We start from the raw sequence: 18,736 nt of genomic DNA, 5'->3' as shown, positions 1-18,736 counted from the left end.
ATAGAACTGCAACAGCAACAAACCTCCTGGTTTTCCTGTTGTCCGGAGGTGAAAACAAGGGAACCAGCCGGTTTGCGAAGATGACGGTCGTTGGATAAGCAGATTTCACGGCAAGGGATTGCGTAGCGGACACCTCATTGAATTAAACCTGGTTTCGGGTATTACAAAGCACAATTGTTTTGCCGGATAGCTGAGGTAACAGTAATAAGGTTTTAAAGCGTCACAAACAGAAAGTGTAATGGACAAAATCGAGTCGTTTTTAGATGAACAGCCGGCTGGGTTCCTTTTCGTATGTATAGGAGCTTCAGCGGGGGGCATACAGGCGCTTAAAGAATTTTTTCAGCATGTTCCTACCGATTCAAGGCTTGGCTATGTTGTTATCCTGCATCTTCCTCCCGACTACGACAGCAAACTGGCGGAGGTACTCCAGGCTACCACGACAATCGGGGTTCAACAAATAACAGGCAAAGTAAAACTCGAGACCGACAATGTTTATGTGGTGCCACCAAACCAACACCTTGTATTACAGGATGGCTTTATTGTGCCTACTGAAAACGTGCGGGCAGAAGAAAGACGCGCCCCTGTAGACATTTTTTTCGGAGCCTGGCGGAAGCTTACGGTCCCCGGGCGGTTTCTGTCGTTTTATCCGGCACCGGCGCCAATGGTTCTATGGGGCTCAAACGCGTGAAAGAACTGGGAGGGGTAGTCTTTGTACAAAATCCCCGTGAAGCAGAGTATAATGAAATGCCGCGAAATGCAATCGCCACAGAACTCGTTGATGAAGTACTGCCCGTTGCCGAAATCCCCAGTGCCATTCTAACTTATCGAAACAACATTGGCACGGTCCAGCTTACGGTTGAACCAAAAAACGCTCCCGAACAGCAGCAGCAGGCGCGCTGTTGAACCCGGATTTGTGGCAATTTTAGTCTCCGACAATGGCATCGGTTTTGAGCCCGAATATGCACAAACCATTTTCGAAACATTTACAAGGCTAAATCCGGCAGACGAATATGAAGGTACGGGACTGGGTTTAGCGTTGTGTAAGAAAATTGTTGAACGGCATGGCGGCGCTATATCGGCGACCGGTGAGCCTGGTAAAGGGGCTCAGTTCAGGATAGTACTGCCTTTATCGTAAGTCTGTAATGGACAAAAGAGCTTGATCATGCTGAAGAATATTTTACTATTGGACGATGATTCGGACGATGCCGAATTATTTTGTGAGGCGTTGCAAGACGTTGCGCCGGAAACAAATTGTGTTGTATATAAAGATTGTACGAAAGCCCTGCGGCAACTGGGTAATGATGAAATTGATTTACCTGAATTTATTTTTTAGACATTAATATGCCAGGTAAGACGGGCTGGCAATGCCTTACTTTCCTAAAGGCCCATCACCGCTACCACTTATTCCGGTGATGATGTATTCCACATCTTCTCACCCTGAAGATGTTGAAAGAGCACGGGAGCTTGGCGCAGCAGGTTCTTTTCCAAAACCAGACAATTTCAACACCTTAAAAGCACTTTTAAGTTTGGTGATGCAAAGTTGGAAGGATGGACATTTTTCTAACAAAAATGATCGATCTTCCTTCGTGATTTTGCCTCAGGCTGGTGGTGGCCGGGATGTTTCCGGTGACCAGGCGGCAACCCTCGTATCCCGGGATCAATGAGGATGGCTGTTAAAGCATTCCCGGTGTTTGTACCCGGTATTCGATAGTTATTTAAAGCGCTTTAGACGTAAATAAACCAGTATTAATGATAAACATCGCAATAGCAGAAGACGATAAAGAAGACTTCTTATTGCTAAAAGAAGCCATCGAAACAGTTCTGCCTAAAATCAATATCATTCATTCAAAAGATGGACAGTTATTCTTGCAGTCGTTAGATGATCATGCAGAGCCGGACCTGATATTCCTTGATTTAAATATTCCAAAAAAGAATGGTATTCACTGTCTGGTTGCATTGCGGCAGCAGAAAAAGCTGAAGTGTACACCGGTCATTATCTATTCAACTTCATTGGATGTAGAAGACATAGATTGCTGTTATAAACATGGATGTACCCTTTACCTTGTTAAACCACCTTCTTACAAAGACCTGGTTACCCAGGTTAGAAAGATTTTCTTCCGCATTGGCCTTCCCAGGGAGAACCTTAAATTCAAAGAGATGTTTGTTGTTCAGAAACAGCTGTAACCTTCTGTCTCTCCGTGTACCCCATCGGGATTGAGAAAAACTTTGCGGGAGTTCCGAAGGGCGGATTTGTCGTTCTGACGACTGAAAGCATCCCGGGGCGACAACAACCAGTTGCATATAAGCTTGCTCCCCGCTGGTGTACGTGACCCGATACTATAGCAGCTTTGAGGCTCGCAAAGCCGTGAAAGTAAAAGCGAATTATTTGTAAGTATTCTTAGGTGAAATAAGATTTAGTCGTAAATTTCATCAGGATTCATATTGGATCCTTACAATACTGTCTCGTATGGGTCCCATCTCGTTGATAGTTTTAACGATTGCTGCAATTGTCTTTTCTGCCGGGGGAATCCTGTTGGGCAGGCTATTTAATAAGGGTAGCATCAACAAGCAAAAAGGGCAGCCCTATGAATGCGGTATCCCCGTTAAAACATCACCCTGGCACCAGTTCAATGTGGGCTACTATCTTTTCGCCCTTTTATTTCTCATCTTCGATGTTGAACTTATTTTCATGTACCCGTGGGCAGTAGTGGTTAAAAAGATCGGTATTGCCGCGCTGATCGAAATCCTCATTTTCATTTTTATATTGTTTATGGGCTTTTTATATGCGCATAAAAAAGGAGCCCTTAAATGGATGTAAGAAAAGAAATACAGGACACGAACAATGCCTTTCCCGGGCAGGTGATTCCTACCCAGGGCGGTGGAATAATTGCCTCCACTTTCCAGGACATCATCAATTGGGCACGCTCCAATTCTTTATGGCCACTCACATTTGCAACCAGCTGTTGCGGTATCGAAATGATGAGTGTTGCTTCGGCTAAATATGATTTTTCGAGGTTTGGTTTCGAGGTTGCAAGGGCAACCCCGCGACAGGCTGATGTTATCATCATCGCAGGTACCATCGTAAACAAAATGGCACCTGTGTTAAAACGATTGTACGACCAGATGGCCGACCCTAAATACGTAATAGCAATGGGGGCATGTGCAATCAGTGGGGGACCCTTTTTCTACAACACCTATTCGGTGGTCAAAGGAGCTGATCACATCATCCCTGTCGACGTTTATATCCCGGGTTGTCCGCCCCGGCCTGAAGCCCTTTTACATGCCTTGATTGCTTTGCAGGAAAAGATAAAAAGCGGGCTTACCAGGGAGCAGATAAAAGCGCAAACATCTGTCCATGACCAATGAAGAAGTAAAAGCAATCTTATCTGGAATTGAGCCTGCCGTGAGCTTCGACGAAACAGGTGAATGGATCAACATATTGGTTGATGCCAGTGCTTGGAAAGACATCGCCCTGCTCCTACGGAAGAAACATGAATTCGATTACCTTTTTTGTGTCACCTGCATCGATTGGAAAACCCATATGACGATGGTGTACCACCTTTCGTCAACGTTACATCGGTTTACAATTGTGATTAAGGCAAACCTGGTACGTGACAATGCGCAAATTGCTACAGTATCTGATATATGGAGAACTGCTGAATTTCATGAGCGCGAGGTGTACGAACTGTTTGGAGTTCAGTTTATTGGTCACCCTGATTTGCGTAGATTAATATTGACCGATGATTTTGAAGGTTTTCCCTTGCGCAAAGATTTCGAGGACCCGGTGAACATGATACGTTTGTAGGTTGGGTATTGGGTATTATGGTATAGGGGATCAAGGAAAGCCAATTTGGGTGATAGGAAAGGAGGTATTGGGTATTATGGTATTGTGTATTAAGGAGAGTTAATTTACAGAACCGCAGAGAAGGGGAGAGGCAGAGGTCACGCAGAGAAATATTTGATTAGGTAATGTGTATTGTAGTAGGGTATTTAGGAAAGCCAAATGCGGAACCGCAGAGAAGGGGAGAGGCAGAGGTCACGCAGAGAAATATTTGATTAGGTAATGGGTATTGTGGTATTGGGTATTAAGGAGAGCCAATTTGGCTAATAGGAAAGGAGGTAATGGGTATTATGGTATAGGGTATTAAGGAGAGCCAAATGCGGAACCGCAGAGAAGGGGAGCGGCAGAGGTCACGCAGAGAAATATTTAATCAGGTATTGGGTATTGTGGTATAGGGTATTAAGGTATTTAGGAAAGCCAAATTGTAAATGGTTGGAAAAGAGACTGGGTGTTGGTCGTGCTATTATCTTGAGCGCTTCTTTGAATACATTTTAGTTGGCGTGCATCCGGATCTCGTTTTTAAATTGAGTTGGTAAGCATATCGTGAACCCATTTTACATTTTGCATTTTTAATTTTGAATTTTCCCGTTGTATAGCCAAACCGAAATATTAAAAGATGAAAGGTTATTAACTCCTGACGGTAGTGAAGGTGAGCTGGTGATCAATATCGGTCCGCAGCACCCGGCAACGCATGGGGTGTTGCACCTGGTGATTACGCTTGAAGGCGAAACGGTCAAACATGTGGAACCTCACCTGGGCTATATTCACCGGTCGATTGAAAAAATGTGCGAAAGCCTGAGTTACCGACAGTTTATTTATGTGACCAGCAGGATGGATTACCTCTCTGCACACATCAATAATCACGCATGTGCGATGACGGTTGAAAAAGGTTTGCAGATCGCCATTCCTGAGCGGGCACAATACATCAGGGTAATCATGGATGAACTTACGCGTATCGCCTCGCACGAACTCTGGTGGGGTGCAATGGCAATGGATCTTGGTGCATTTACGCCCTTTTTTTATGCTTTTCGCGAGCGGGAAACGATCAACGAAATAATGGAGCAAACGTGTGGTGCACGGCTGACCATGAATTATATGGTGCCCGGCGGCGTGATGGCCGATATCCACCCGACGTTTCAGCAGAAGGTAAAAGACTTTATAAAACTGTTTAAGTCCAACATCGACGAAGTTGATGAACTCGTTACGGGTAACATCATCTTCCAGAGCAGGATGAAAGGTGTAGGTTACCTCTCCTGTGAAGACGCGATTTCCTATGGCTGTACCGGTCCTGTTGGTCGTGGCAGCGGGGTGCACTGCGATATCAGGAAGATCTATCCCTATGAGATTTATAGCCAACTGCAGTTTGACGAAATCATTGAAACTGGCGGTGATTGTTTTAGCCGCTACCTCGTTCGGGTAAAAGAAATGAAGCAGTCGATCCGCATCATTGAACAATTGATCGACAATATTCCGCCCGGTGACTACCAGGCAAAAACAAAAGCGGTACTGAAACTGCCCAAAGGAGAGTTTTATACAAGGGTGGAAACTGCGCGGGGTGAACTGGGGGTGTATATTGTTAGTGAAGGCGGAACAACACCTTACCGGATCAAGTTCAGGTCACCCGGATTTTCAAACCTGTCCGCTTTGAACCATATGGTACGCGGCAGTAAGATCGGCGACCTGATGGCTACAATGGGAACTTTGGACCTGGTCATCCCGGATATTGATAGGTGAATGCAGAATTATGAATAATGAATGCAGAATTATGAGTTTAGAGTTATGAGTTGATTATGTTGTATGTTAAATGTTGAATGGGAGGTAAGTTATGAGTGCAGAATTTTGAATTGTGAGTGTAAGGTTAAGAATTGATAATTTTGGACAATTTAAAACAATGGGGTTTTTTGGGGAGTTTTTTTGGGACCGGCTGAGGATAATAATTCGACTCCGGTTGTGTCACTCACTTGTACCGCATAATGCAATTCAACTGGTGTTTGGCGTAGTGTTGATCGGGGCTCAGGTTTACTGAAGAGCATAAACCAAGTTATTAATTTTGAATTTATCAGTGCAATTCAACTGGTGTTTGCCGGGGTATTGATTGGGGCTCAGGTTTACTGAAGAGCATAAACCACATTTTGCATTTTTAATTTGAATTATTTGCAACTCGCCCCCTTTCCTTCCGGGATGTCAATCGGAGACCAGGTTTACTGAAGAGCAAAAACCAAATTTTACATTCTGCATTTTTAATTTTGAATTATTTGCAACTCGCCCTTTTTTCTTGCGGGATGTCAATCGGAGACCAGGTTTAATATTGAGAACAAACGAGTTTTTAATTTTGCATTTTTAATTTTGACTTTTGACTTTTTAATTTTCCTTTTTGTTTAGTTTACAAGGTATAACCAATTCGATACAAACCTGGCTGGTCCGGAATTTTACCGGCACCTGGGTATTGGTAATCGAATGTGCTATTGTAATGTTGCTTGCCATAACGCTCTTCGCAGTACTCGGACTTGTACTGGTATGGATGGAAAGAAAAGTAGCCGCACACATGCAAATACGGCTGGGTCCAAACAGGGTAGGACCAATGGGCATTTTTCAAACCTCTGCCGACACGCTTAAGCTGATCTTAAAAGAGGGACTAACCCCCGATGGCGCGGACAAATTGTTGTTTAACCTCGCCCCTTTTGTGGTGATGATTGTAGCCATGCTCTTGCTTGCACCGATCGCTTTTGCGAGAGGCTTCCAGGTATGGGACATTAATATCGGGGTTTTATATATCACTGCAATATCCTCGCTTTCTGTTATTGGTATATTAATGGCCGGTTGGGCAAGCAACAACAAATATTCGCTACTTGGCGCCATGCGCAGCGGGGCGCAAATTGTGAGTTACGAACTTTCAGCAGGGCTGTCTATTCTTACTATTGTAGTACTCACAGGTAGTTTGCAAATCGGCGACATCATCAATGCGCAGCAAAACGGATGGTGGCTTTTCAAGGGGCACATCCCTGTAGTGATCGCTTTTGTAATCTTTATGATCGCTGCAACTGCCGAAACAAACCGCGCACCTTTTGACCTTGCGGAGGCGGAGTCGGAGCTTACTGCAGGTTTTCACACAGAATATTCAGGAATGAAGTTCGCCCTGTTTTTCCTCGCAGAGTACATCAATATCTTTATCGTTTGCGCGATTGGTGCAACACTCTTTCTTGGTGGGTGGATGCCCTTGCACATCGGCAGCTGGGAGGGCTTTAACCATGTCATGGATTATATTCCATCATCAGTCTGGTTTTTTGTAAAAACTTTTTTATTGATTTTCCTGATGATGTGGTTCAGGTGGACCTTCCCGAGATTACGGGTGGACCAATTGCTGAGCCTGGAGTGGAAGTATTTACTACCCATCAGTTTATTTAACCTGCTGTTGGCTACTGTAGTTGCAATTTTTGAATGGCATTTCTAACGTACTGCCAATGCTACACTGCTGTTCACCAACATAACACCGAACCGCTGAACGGTTGGAGAAAAGGGATCGCTGCGACGACCAATCAGGAACCTAATATACGCTTAGCCATGTTTTTAAAAGACTATATTGTTGATATTTTCAGGGCCACAAAGTCACTGTTAACCGGGATGAAACGTACGGGCTATTACTTTGTTCATCCGAAAGAAATCATCACGGAGCAGTATCCTGATAACAGGGACACCCTGGTAATGGCAGATCGGTTTCGGGGTGAAGTGATCATGCCACATGACGAGAATAGGGAGCATGCCTGCACCGGCTGTACCGCATGTGAACTTGCCTGTCCTAATGCCACCATTAAAATTGTCACGAAATTCGACATAACACCAGAGGGCAAAAAAAAGAAAGCCCTGGACACGTTTGTTTATCACCTTGAACTTTGCACCATGTGTGGCCTTTGTGTTGAGGCTTGTCCTACTGATGCCATCAAAATGGGACAGAAGTTTGAGCACAGCGTTTACGACCGCAGTATGCTAACCAAAAAATTGAATCTTCCGGGCTCCAAAATCAGGGAGGGAATAGAATAACCCGGTTACCTGGTCGCCTGAATGAATACGTATTGTGAACATAAACCAGTTTAGATGACTGCATCACAGGTTTTATTCTATGCCATTTCTACCGTTATATTGGGCTCAGGTATTCTTGCCGTAACGTCCCAACGGATTTTTCGATCCGCTATCTGGCTTTTACTTTGTTTGGTGGGCATTGCGGGTTTATACTTTTGGATGCAGGTTGAATTTATTGCTGCTGTTCAAATTGTCGTTTATGTCGGTGGCATTGTCGTCCTCATCATTTTTTCCATTTTCCTTACCCAGGAGTCCGGCAAAGAACTCCCAAAACCAATAATGAGGCGAACGGTGTTTGCTTTACTCGCCACTTTGTTTGGGTTTGCCTTTACGTACAACCTGGTTTATGGTCATGGCTTTGCTGCGCCAACGGGGGAAGCATTCAATGTTTCGGTGGCGGAAATTGGTACGCAAATGCTTAGCACCACCAACAATGGCTATATCCTGCCCTTTGAAGTGGTGAGCATGCTTTTGCTTTCCGCGATGATAGGTTGTATTGTAATTGCTATGAAGCCGCCTTCAAACAAAAACGCCGGGGCCGATATGCTGTTTGCGCAGGATGTACCGGGAACCCGGTTGATCACACCCGGAGTAGTTGAACCGGATCTAATAAGCGAGGAGGTTTAATATGTATGATGTTCCACTTAGCCATGTCCTTTTTGTAAGTACTGCCCTGTTCTTTATTGGTATGTACGGACTGTTTACCCGCCGCAATATGATTACTATGCTAATGGCATTAGAACTGTTGCTGAATAGTGTAAACATCAATTTCATTGCTTTCAATAAATACTTATATCCCGGTAAACTGGATGGTGTATTCTTTACCATATTCATCATTACGATCGCTGCCGCTGAGGCCGCTGTTGCAATTGCCATCATCATCAACCTTTACCGGAGTCATAAATCAATCGACATCGAATCTGCAGCCGAACTTAAATTCTAACTAATGGCAGGCTATACTTACGTCATCCTGGTACCACTAATTCCGTTGGTTACTTTTCTATTGCTGGGATTGTTCGGCCGATACCTTGGCCGTTCGTCGGGGATGATCGGCACAGCTGGTTTGCTCGCGGCTACGTTACTCTCTTTTCTAACTGCCTTCCAATACTTCTTTGGTGCCAACCACGTTAACGGAGTATATGAACCCATTTCTGCTTTTAAACATACCTGGCTCCAATTTTCGCCGGGGCTCTCCATAGACATGGGGATCATGCTTGACCCCATTTCGGTTATGATGATTGTTGTGGTAACCTTTATTGCACTAATGGTGCACCTGTTTAGCCTGGGGTACATGAAAGGTGAAGAACGATTTACCACCTATTATGCATTCCTTTCTCTTTTTACCTTTTCCATGCTGGGCCTGGTACTTTCGGTTAACATCTTCCAGGTATATATGTTTTGGGAGCTGGTTGGTGTTTCGTCGTACCTCCTGATCGGCTTTTACTTCCAAAAAGCGTCGGCAGTAGCCGCCTCAAAAAAAGCGTTTATCGTAACCCGGTTTGCGGATTTCGGATTTCTTATTGGCATCCTGATCCTTGGCTTCTATGGTGGCAGTCTCGACATTGCAACCCTCGTAGAACGATTAACCAATACGGCATCCCCGGAGTTTATTGCTATTACAGCAGCCTCCTTTTTTGGCATATCTGTACTGACCTGGGCGCTAACGCTCGTGTTCATCGGCGGGGCGGGTAAGTCGGCCATGTTTCCCCTGCATGTTTGGCTACCCGACGCAATGGAGGGACCTACCCCGGTATCGGCACTGATCCACGCTGCAACCATGGTAGTTGCCGGGGTTTACCTCGTTGCCCGGCTGTTCCCTATTTTTTCAATGAACTCCGCCGTATTAAGTCTGGTGACCTGGGTGGGTGTAGCCTCAGCCCTTATAGCAGCCATTATCGCCTGTACCCAAACCGATATCAAAAGGGTGTTGGCTTATTCAACCATGTCGCAGATTGGCTTTATGATGTTTTCGCAGGGACTTTCAAAAACGTCCGGCGAAGATGGACTGGGCTACATGGCCTCCATGTTTCACCTGTTTACCCACGCCTTTTTTAAATCGCTGCTGTTTCTTTGCGCAGGAGCGGTTATACATTATGTACACAGCAACGAAATGCGCGACATGGGTGGCCTTCGAAAGCTGATGCCGGTAACGCATGCCTGCTTTTTAATAGCCTGCCTGGCAATTGCAGGAATACCACCATTTGCGGGGTTTTTCAGCAAAGAGGAAATTTTGCTAACGGCATGGAACGAAAACCTGTTTGTGTACGGGATCGGGTTGTTCACCGCCGCGGTTACTGCGTTCTATATGTTCAGGCTTTACTTTTCTATCTTCTGGAGTCAACCTTTCCCGACACATGCAAAACAGCCGGCAACGGCACATCAACAGGAGGGAAGCTTAACCATGCAACTTCCGCTCGTGATATTGGCGCTTTGCACCATTGCCGCGGGCTTGGTGCCGTTTTCAAAATTTGTTACCGCAGATGGAAGACCCTTGGAAACCCATTTTAATCCCCTGTTTTCTGTTCCGCCGGTGCTGCTCTCAATAATTGCGATACTTGTTGCAGCAGAGCTGTTTAAACACGGAGATGGCAGGGCTGCAAACATTGCTGCAGGTCTTGGCCTGGTGTATAAAGCTGCAAGCAAGAAGTTTTACGTCGACGAACTCTACTTATTTGTTACAAAGAAGATCATATTCCCATTTGCCGGGAGACCTGCAGCATGGTTCGATAGAAATGTGGTAGATGGTTGCATAAACGGCTTAGCATACATCACCGCCTCCACCTCAAACGCGATACGTTGGGTTCAGTCGGGACGACTTCAACACTATACGCTTTATTTTTTTGGAGGTATCGCCGGTCTTGCAATCATATTTATCTACTTATGGAAGTAGCACCAGGATCAGGATCAACCCAAGGTTGTAACACCCTGCCCGATATCACCAACTATCGGGCGGACCGATATAGTAGTATCAGCCCAGTATTCAAACTTCATCTTCCATGCTTTTATCCCTGCTGATCATATTCCCTTTGCTTACTGCGCTTGCAATTCTTTTTTGCAAGGGTCTTAAACAGGTGCGCAACATCGCTTTGTCGGGTGCCGCACTGCAGGCAGGGTATGTTGTATACCTGCTATTGCTGTTTGTACAAGAGGACATAGCAGTTAAGGGGATGGCTTTTCAATACGCTTGTAGCTGGTTTGAACCACTTTCCATAAACTACCATGTGGGTGTAGATGGAATATCGATGGTCATGATATTATTAACAGCTTGTATTGTCTTGGCGGGAGTCCTTGTTTCCTGGGCAACCGAAACACTGAGTAAAGAATTTTTCTTTTTGCTCATGCTGCTTAGTCTTGGTGCTTATGGATTCTTTATTTCGCTTGACCTGTTTACCCTGTTTTTCTTTTTGGAAATTGCGGTTATCCCAAAGTTCTTGCTGATCGGCATATGGGGAAGTGGCAAAAAAGAATACAGCGCCATGAAACTTGCATTAATGCTAATGGGCGGCTCAGCACTTGTGTTTGTCGGCCTTGCCGGTATATACTTCAACACGGGAACGTTTGACCTTCTTGCGATTGCGGCAAATCCGATTGCCCGGGATGTGCAGTTAATCTTTTTCCCATTTGCGTTTTTAGGATTTGGCGTTTTTACGGCGCTCTTTCCTTTTCACACCTGGGTGCCTGATGGCCATGCTTCGGCGCCGACTGCTGCATCGATGTTTCTCGCAGGCATTTCAATGAAGTTGGGTGGCTATGGCTGCCTGCGGGTTGCAACGTTCCTCATGCCCGATGCTGCACATGCCTGGTCATGGGTGATCATCTTACTTGCAACCATTGCGATCATTTACGGCGCCTTCGCTACCATGATGCAAACCGACCTTAAATACATCAACGCTTATTCATCAGTAAGTCATTGTGGATTTGTTTTGCTAGGTATCGGTATGCTTACCAAAACTTCCATCAATGGAGCTGTATTGCAAATGGTATCGCATGGTTTGATGACGGCGCTGTTTTTCGCTGCAATCGGCATGATCTATAGCCGCACCCATACGAGAATGCTGGCGCAACTCGGCGGACTGTTAAAGGTTACACCCTTTATTTCAACCGTATTTGTGATCGCAGGTTTATGTTCGCTTGGGCTGCCGGGTTTAAGCGGCTTTGTAGCAGAAATGACCGTGTTTATGGGGGCATGGCAAAACCCCGATAAATGGTACCGGTTGGCAACCATACTTGCGTGTGCATCTATTGTTGTTACAGCGGTTTACATTTTACGCGCAACGGGTAAAACCATCATGGGTCCGATGAGCAGTACCTATGAAAACCTGGTTGATGCAAAGTGGAATGAAAGGCTTGCGGCAGCTCTTCTGATTGCAGGAATATTGTTGATTGGTCTTGCCCCGTTCTTAATTAACCAGCTGATATCACCCGGTACCGAGGTCATCATGAACCGGGTTATTGGCTTTAGTAAGTGATCCCAGATTGCCGGTCGAGTGCTTTCATCAGCAATATCCGGAATGACTGATACCTGAACTCTTAAAAGACTGTCCTTATGTGGGTTGATGTGCTTTTGTTGATGAAACAGGAATTGATGCTGGTCGCAATGATTTTCTTCATCCTCTTCCTGAAACTTGGCCGCGAACGGTCAAACGAAAGCTATATCAGCATCGTCAATGTTTTATTGTTGATCAACCTTGTGGCTGGCTTTATCGGTAGCAAGCAAGGAATGCTTTTCAATGAGATGTTTCGCACCAACGAGCTTATGGTGCTTGAAAAAAATATCCTGAGCCTTGCCATGCTCATCATTTCGATGCAGTCCTCCGTTTGGTTAAAAACACATAAACACGTTCCTGAGTTTTACGTGCTTTTGCTTTCAACGATGCTGGGTATGTTTTTTATGATCTCTGCAGGCAACTTGCTGATGTTCTATCTTGGCCTCGAGCTGTCGACCATACCACTGGCTGCTGCCGCAAATTTCGACCTGGTGAAACGACAGTCCTCTGAAGCCGCTTTGAAGTTGATCTTCTCATCGGCGTTCTCTTCGTCACTATTGTTGTTTGGAATATCGATGATCTATGGTACAACTGGCAGCCTCACCTTTTCGCAGATACCACCACTGCTGACCAATGATCCGCTCCAGATCTTTGCATTTATTCTCTTGCTGGCTGGCTTTGCATTCAAGATTTCAGTTGCCCCTTTTCACATGTGGACAGCCGATGTTTACGAAGGCGCACCTGTGGCGGTAACTTCTTTTTTGTCGGTGGTTTCAAAGGGAGCAGTTTTATTTGTTTTTATTTCTGTGCTGTACACGGTATTTAAACCGTTAGCAGCCGCCTGGTACAACATGCTGTTTATACTTTCCTTGCTCACCATTATCACGGGTAACCTGTTTGCGATCAGGCAAAACAATTTTAAACGATTCCTGGCCTTCTCTTCCATTGCCCAGGTTGGCTTTATCCTGGTTGGCATTAGCGGTAGTTCGCAATTCGGAACAGCATCGGTGGTCTATTTCGTTCTCATCTATGTTTTTTCCAACCTGGCGGCATTCGGCGTAATCGCGTTGGTAAGTGGGCTCACCGGCAAAGAAAATATTACCGATTACAAGGGCTTTTACAAAACGAACCCGTTGCTTTCCTGGATCCTTACCATAGCTTTATTTTCGCTCGCGGGGGTGCCACCCACTGCCGGGTTTTTCGGGAAATTCTTCCTGTTATTTGCGGGTGCAGGCAAGGGAAATTTCCTCTTTATCACCATAGCTGCATTGAATATGATCATTTCTTTTTACTATTATCTCCGGGTGGTCAGGGCGATATTCATGGACGAAAATCCTAAGCCCATTGAAACACTCCGTATTCCGCTGCTCCCGCGGATTGCCTTGTATACCTGTACGGTTGGGGTGTTGACAGTTGGCTTCATTCGTTTTATTTACAACTACATTCACGCTTTAAGCACGGGTTTGTAGGCATTTAACCTGGCAACATCTCACCAGGCTAAGCCTCTAACAACCTTTCTAAAACCGCAACATGGCAATCAACAAAAATCATGAAGTAGAGGAATTGGGTGGAACCAGGTGCGCAATAGTTGAGAAGAATGTCAGTCAGCAGAGGGCCGATTTTTTGGCCCATGTGCTCCGGCTAAACAAGTATACCGTTGTAGTGGAACCAAGCCCTGCGCCTAAGGCCGCGGCTGTTGCAAAGCCGGGCACCGAGGTTCCTTTACTGCAAGTGGAGGCACCGCCAGCTTTTACTGTTGCCGTAACCGACGTTACCTTCAACCCCATAAATGCGATTTTCGGCAGGTTGCTCAAAACAAGTGGCGGACAGGTGGTAACGCTTTCGTACTGGCAGCAGAAAGAAGCAACGCCAAATGATGAGGTGCCTTATTTTGATTATAAAGATTCAATTGAACAGCAGAGGTAAGTTGTAAGGAGCATACGACTCTGTTACAATCATCTCTTGCAGGTTGTACCTGGGGGCTAATGTTGTGGAATATAAATGTCGAAACGCGCGCCATGATCAGGCTCGCTGCTCGCGGTAATAAACCCGTTGTGGTTATCTACAATTTTCTTTACAATCGATAGACCGATACCTGTGCCATCGTATTCATGCCGCCCATTCAATCGCTGGAATACTTCAAAAATTTTTTGGCTGTGTTTGGGATCAAAACCAATACCATTGTCGCAGATGGTTATGTGGCAATATTGTTTATCGTTGGAAAGCCGTTCGCTCAGTGTGGTATTGCCCACCTCAATACAACTTGTAATGGTGATAACAGGGCTTACGTCGGGTCTTGAAAATTTTATTGAGTTGCCAATGATATTTTGTAACAGTTGGTTGAACTGGAAAGGGATCACCGAAGCAAGGCACAGTTTCGAAGCTTCAATTTTTCCCTGTTTCGAATGCAGTTCTTCGGCAAAATTTTGCGTTACCTCTTCAACAATGTTACCCAGGGCAATTTTCTCGAAAACCTTATCGTGCACCTTCACCTGGGTATACATGATCAGGTCTTTAATCAAGGTTTGCATCCGTTTTACCGACCTTATTAAACGGTCGAAATATTGTTTGCCGCTGCCCGAAAGATTATCGTAATCGCGTTCCAGGATGAAGTTGGAGAAAGTTTCGATCTTGCGTAGCGGCTCCTGCAGGTCGTGGCTTGCAACATGCGCGAACGACTCTAACTCAAGGTTCATCTTTTCAAGTTCGGCATTCTTCTCCTCGAGTACATCTGTACGCTCTTGCCGTTCGCGGGTAAGCGCAGATTGGCTTTCTTCAAGTTGTTCCGCCGCATCGAGGTGAAAGCTGATTAAATCTGCAAACAGGTTAAACATCCCCAGGATTTCCGGGGTATTAATCCGGGCAGGTTTCGGATCGATGGCGCAGAGGGTTCCAAAAAAACTGCCGTTTCGCTTGAAAACGGGAACAGAAATATAGCTTTGAAAGCCATATAGTTTGGGAGTATGGTGCCGGGCATAAACATTGTCATCATCCACCTGCTCAATTACTACTGCCTGGCAACTCTGCCTGATCTCATGGCATATGGTAGATTCCACCTTTAGTTCATCCCCGGGGCGTAGCCCGAAGTTAATGCGGTCAAGCACACTACAGGTGATCCAGCGATCTTCTGTAACTTTCGCGATAGCCGCAAAACCCATTCCTGTTGTTCGGCAAACTACATCAAGAATTGTTGCAGTAATAGATACTTTCTGCATCAATAGTACATCCGGGGGTAGGTTTGTTGCGCTTTGATCCAAATCCATGATCACCTGAAACTTTGCTGCAATGTACAATACCATGCACACAATATCCACCCGTAGTAAAATCATATTATAATGCCTGATGTCGATAGTAGTTACGCCAATGGCGTGCTCCACTTCTAGCTTCGTCTAAATCAAAAACGCTGGTATCCCTTTTCCATAATCGATTTTACCCCCTAGCTGATAATACAGCATGATTTTCAGCTAATTTTTTCTGAGTCATCAACAAAACCAAACCCCTATCCCTTATCCTGCATGTTTCTGTCCAGTTGATCCAGCGTTCGAAGCTTTTCGTTTACCTGTTTTAGCTTACAGCGTAAGTCGCTGAACTGCATCACCGGGCAATCCCGCAATTGTTGTTCAATGTGTTGCAGCTCTAAATTTAATTGATGTCGTTGCGCTTCACGCGCATTTGGCTCTGCCATCCTTAACCCTTTAAAGTTTATATATTAAAAAGTGGTCATGTATAAACCTGATCAAATTAGAAGCCACTGCAATCGAAAATCATGTTATAAAAAAACAAAAGTGAGTCCTGCTTTTCGTTGTTGCTGAGCCTGGTCAATTGTGCTGGTATGTAAGCACAAAATGGCTGCAATGGGTTTGGGATGTTACAGGCAACGTACGTTTCGGAACGTGGAGAAATTTTAACAACTGGTGTCATTTATGCCCGTGCATTACAACAGTTTGCGAATATTTCATAAGCTGGTTTTTTGGTGACCGGCATTTGTTTTCATGGCGACATCGTTGCCACGCTCGCTTGTACAATTTGTTCTTTGGGGAGCACCCGTTCGTGTGGCTGTCGTCTTGCTATGTTTCAGGCCACTTTAATATAACCTGAATGCCTTAATTTCCGGCATGAACAAGATCTGCAGTACGTTTATTTTCCGGCTTTCTTTACTTATATTATTGGTTCCCACAACGATGGCGGCACAGCAGAAGAATAAAGCAAGTGTATCGGGTGAGTTTTACCTGAACCCTGTTTTAGGCGGCGACTACCCCGATCCCTCAATCGTGCGCGACGGCAAAGATTATTATATGACGCATTCGTCCTTTGAATACTATCCTGGTTTGTTAATCTGGCATTCTACTGATCTGATTCATTGGAAACGGATCGCTTATGCGCTTACCAAAAATGTCGGATCGGTTTGGGCACCTGATATCATCAAACATAATGGTCTGTATTACATTTATTTTCCTGCAAACAAAACCAACTGGGTGGTAACGGCTAAAAATGCGGCGGGGCCATGGTCTGCTCCTGTGGATTTGAAACTTACTGGTTTTATTGATCCCGGGCATGTAGTGGATAAGGATGGAACACGATACTTATACCTTTCAAACGGGTTTATCATCCAGCTTTCAGCAGATGGGCTATCAACAGTTGGTGCGCCTAAGCCGGGGTATAAAGGCTGGCAGTTTCCAAAGAGCTGGAGTACCGAATGTTTCTGCCTCGAGTCTCCAAAGTCTACAGTAAAGGATGGCTGGTTTTACCAAACAGTTGCCGAAGGCGGAACGGCTGGTCCGGCAACTTCGCATATGGTGGTGTCTGGTCGTTCCCGTTCGCCCTTCGGACCCTGGGAAAATTCCCCGTACAACCCAATAGTACATACAGAGAACAGGAGCGAGCGCTGGTGGAGCCAGGGACATGGATCCCTGGTTGACGATGTAAAAGGAAATTGGTGGATGCTCTATCATAGTTACGAAAAGCATTTTCAAACACTCGGCCGTCAAACCCTGATGTTACCCGTAGAATGGACAAAAGACAACTGGTTTCGGATACCAGGAGGCATACAGAGTGGCAATCCTATTCGTAAACCAATGGGAGCATCTGCCGCATTTACCGACATCTTATCCGACGACTTCTCCACGCCAGCGCTGGGCTTACAATGGCAATCATTTAAACAGGTTCCGGCTGACCGGGTTGCTATAAAAGATGGTAAGCTTGAGTTGCAGGCAAGGGGCAACTCATTTGAAAACAGTCCGCCCCTACTGGTAAATGCAGCTGACCGCAAGTACGAGATCAGTGTTGAATATACGATTCCGCCAAATGCCACTGCAGGGCTCACCCTGTTCTACAACAACCAGGGTAACATGCGCATCGGGGTAGACTCCGGTCAATTTGTGGTTTTTAACCAGCAGAACCGCAAAATCAGTGTCAAAAACCACCTGGGTAGTCATGGCTACCTTAGGATTTTAAACGACGAAAATGAAGTTAGCTTCTACTATAGTAACGATGGCAGGCAATGGAACCGGGTAGAACGTACCATTGATGCAACCGGCTTTAACCACAACATTTTTGGTGGATTTATGAGTCTTCGTGCGGGCTTGTTTGCCTTTGGAGAAGGTGTGGTTCAGTTTGACAATTTTATATACCGGAAACTGGAGTAGCGGTATGTGGCACGCAGTACTCACCGCCAGGTGTGCCCAGGTACAATAATATTTAAGTGCACTAACAGCCAATTGAAATTGCCACCCATTATGGGTAAAAAAAAAACCGCCTGTTGATTACAGGCGGAAAAAACAGTAATATGAAAAAAGTGGTGTAAAGTTAACCTGCCAACATGTTCCGCTACGTTAGAATCACATTATAGATTTCATAATCGCCTTGCAACGAGGCGGTAAACCAGCGGAGCGTTCCGAAAACAGGTCTATTGTTTTTCCTTATTTGGGTATAGTTAATACGGCATGAAAGCGTACAATATGCAACCTATCTTGTTGTCGTAAGCCATCTGTACGCCACAATTGCTCCTATAATTATGAGTGCGAGCAGCAGATAAATCCATAGGTTACCTGAAGGCAGTCTTCTATTTGTTTCCATAAACAGGTATTAATGACTAGATGAGTAGATACAAACAAGATACCATTTCTTATGCCCATCCTATGACTCAGACCGGTTAGCTTATCGCGCAACAATTCCGGGCACTAATCAGCGAACAACAACGGGGCAAGTGCAAGCCACAGATCAAAGGTTATACCCGGCAACTGTAATGTGAGGTGGAGTTGGCTGAATATTGAACAAAATGTACAAGAGTGCGACGCAACGATGCTAAATTGTAGCACTTTGCCCGGCCCAT

General features: G+C 45.3%; 19 protein-coding genes and 1 pseudogene. 18 read left to right on the top strand and 2 right to left on the bottom strand.

The features are described from left to right. Nucleotides 1-238 precede the first annotated feature (238 nt). The 17 genes and pseudogenes from EXU57_RS04195 (at nucleotide 239) to EXU57_RS04120 (ending at nucleotide 14,331) form a co-directional block, all read left to right on the top strand. Nucleotides 239-903: pseudogene (locus EXU57_RS04195) on the top strand (chemotaxis protein CheB). Between the two features lie 10 nt (nucleotides 904-913). Beyond that, nucleotides 914-1,135: a sensor histidine kinase gene (locus EXU57_RS04190; protein ID WP_243745493.1), complete on the top strand. Its 222-nt coding sequence runs from the start codon at nucleotides 914-916 to the stop codon at nucleotides 1,133-1,135. A gap of 27 nt (nucleotides 1,136-1,162) precedes the next feature. After that, nucleotides 1,163-1,333: a hypothetical protein gene (locus EXU57_RS24975; RefSeq protein WP_165958024.1), complete on the top strand. Its 171-nt coding sequence runs from the start codon at nucleotides 1,163-1,165 to the stop codon at nucleotides 1,331-1,333. Nucleotides 1,334-1,364: 31 nt separating this feature from the next. Next, complete coding sequence (locus tag EXU57_RS04185) at nucleotides 1,365-1,664, top strand: hypothetical protein (protein ID WP_133266886.1); 300 nt, start codon at nucleotides 1,365-1,367, stop codon at nucleotides 1,662-1,664. An 85-nt stretch (nucleotides 1,665-1,749) separates the two neighbouring features. Then, the gene (locus EXU57_RS04180; RefSeq protein ID WP_133266885.1) at nucleotides 1,750-2,184 is read left to right on the top strand and encodes a response regulator; all 435 of its coding nucleotides are present in this window, start codon (nucleotides 1,750-1,752) and stop codon (nucleotides 2,182-2,184) included. 283 nt (nucleotides 2,185-2,467) lie between these two features. Then, entirely contained in the window at nucleotides 2,468-2,818 is a 351-nt protein-coding gene (locus EXU57_RS04175; RefSeq protein ID WP_133266884.1) for an NADH-quinone oxidoreductase subunit A, read from the top strand. Next, nucleotides 2,809-3,366 (top strand): NADH-quinone oxidoreductase subunit B, encoded by a 558-nt coding sequence (locus EXU57_RS04170; RefSeq protein WP_133266883.1) that lies wholly within the window; start codon nucleotides 2,809-2,811, stop codon nucleotides 3,364-3,366. Before EXU57_RS04175 ends, EXU57_RS04170 begins: the two co-directional genes overlap by 10 nt. Next, entirely contained in the window at nucleotides 3,356-3,805 is a 450-nt protein-coding gene (locus EXU57_RS04165) for an NADH-quinone oxidoreductase subunit C (RefSeq protein WP_133266882.1), read from the top strand. The genes EXU57_RS04170 and EXU57_RS04165 overlap by 11 nt, the downstream gene beginning before the upstream one ends. A gap of 624 nt (nucleotides 3,806-4,429) precedes the next feature. Next, the gene (locus EXU57_RS04160) at nucleotides 4,430-5,575 is read left to right on the top strand and encodes an NADH-quinone oxidoreductase subunit D (protein ID WP_133266881.1); all 1,146 of its coding nucleotides are present in this window, start codon (nucleotides 4,430-4,432) and stop codon (nucleotides 5,573-5,575) included. Nucleotides 5,576-6,215: 640 nt separating this feature from the next. Next, nucleotides 6,216-7,292: an NADH-quinone oxidoreductase subunit NuoH gene (gene nuoH, locus EXU57_RS04155; RefSeq protein WP_133266880.1), complete on the top strand. Its 1,077-nt coding sequence runs from the start codon at nucleotides 6,216-6,218 to the stop codon at nucleotides 7,290-7,292. Nucleotides 7,293-7,402: 110 nt separating this feature from the next. Then, a complete protein-coding gene (locus EXU57_RS04150; protein ID WP_133266879.1) occupies nucleotides 7,403-7,879 on the top strand; it encodes a 4Fe-4S binding protein in 477 nt (158 codons plus the stop codon). A gap of 54 nt (nucleotides 7,880-7,933) precedes the next feature. After that, complete coding sequence (locus EXU57_RS04145; RefSeq protein ID WP_133266878.1) at nucleotides 7,934-8,545, top strand: NADH-quinone oxidoreductase subunit J; 612 nt, start codon at nucleotides 7,934-7,936, stop codon at nucleotides 8,543-8,545. Nucleotide 8,546: 1 nt separating this feature from the next. Beyond that, nucleotides 8,547-8,861: an NADH-quinone oxidoreductase subunit NuoK gene (gene nuoK, locus EXU57_RS04140; RefSeq protein WP_133266877.1), complete on the top strand. Its 315-nt coding sequence runs from the start codon at nucleotides 8,547-8,549 to the stop codon at nucleotides 8,859-8,861. Nucleotides 8,862-8,864: 3 nt separating this feature from the next. Continuing rightward, nucleotides 8,865-10,808: an NADH-quinone oxidoreductase subunit L gene (gene nuoL, locus EXU57_RS04135; RefSeq protein WP_133266876.1), complete on the top strand. Its 1,944-nt coding sequence runs from the start codon at nucleotides 8,865-8,867 to the stop codon at nucleotides 10,806-10,808. A gap of 106 nt (nucleotides 10,809-10,914) precedes the next feature. Beyond that, nucleotides 10,915-12,387 (top strand): NuoM family protein, encoded by a 1,473-nt coding sequence (locus EXU57_RS04130; protein ID WP_133266875.1) that lies wholly within the window; start codon nucleotides 10,915-10,917, stop codon nucleotides 12,385-12,387. Between the two features lie 77 nt (nucleotides 12,388-12,464). Next, nucleotides 12,465-13,874: an NADH-quinone oxidoreductase subunit N gene (locus tag EXU57_RS04125; protein WP_207955379.1), complete on the top strand. Its 1,410-nt coding sequence runs from the start codon at nucleotides 12,465-12,467 to the stop codon at nucleotides 13,872-13,874. A gap of 61 nt (nucleotides 13,875-13,935) precedes the next feature. After that, entirely contained in the window at nucleotides 13,936-14,331 is a 396-nt protein-coding gene (locus tag EXU57_RS04120) for a hypothetical protein (RefSeq protein WP_133266874.1), read from the top strand. Between the two features lie 56 nt (nucleotides 14,332-14,387). On the opposite strand, the gene EXU57_RS04115 is transcribed toward EXU57_RS04120, so the two are convergent. Together EXU57_RS04115 and EXU57_RS04110 are read right to left on the bottom strand one after the other, a co-directional pair. After that, the gene (locus EXU57_RS04115; RefSeq protein WP_133266873.1) at nucleotides 14,388-15,782 is read right to left on the bottom strand and encodes an ATP-binding protein; all 1,395 of its coding nucleotides are present in this window, start codon (nucleotides 15,780-15,782) and stop codon (nucleotides 14,388-14,390) included. Nucleotides 15,783-15,904: 122 nt separating this feature from the next. Then, nucleotides 15,905-16,090, bottom strand: coding sequence for a hypothetical protein (locus EXU57_RS04110; RefSeq protein ID WP_133266872.1), 186 nt, complete (start codon nucleotides 16,088-16,090; stop codon nucleotides 15,905-15,907). A 430-nt stretch (nucleotides 16,091-16,520) separates the two neighbouring features. Here EXU57_RS04110 and EXU57_RS04105 point away from each other — a divergent pair, with 430 nt between their 5' ends. Beyond that, nucleotides 16,521-18,050, top strand: a complete 1,530-nt coding sequence (locus tag EXU57_RS04105; protein WP_207955378.1) for a family 43 glycosylhydrolase — start codon at nucleotides 16,521-16,523, stop codon at nucleotides 18,048-18,050. Nucleotides 18,051-18,736 lie beyond the last annotated feature (686 nt).

Origin of the sequence: Segetibacter sp. 3557_3 (assembly GCF_004354985.1) — a bacterium.
In the GTDB taxonomy this organism is placed as follows: Bacteria; Bacteroidota; Bacteroidia; order Chitinophagales; family Chitinophagaceae; genus Segetibacter.
The sequence above is the reverse complement of the archived record's forward strand: the minus strand, read 5'-3'. Positions and strand labels throughout refer to the sequence as shown.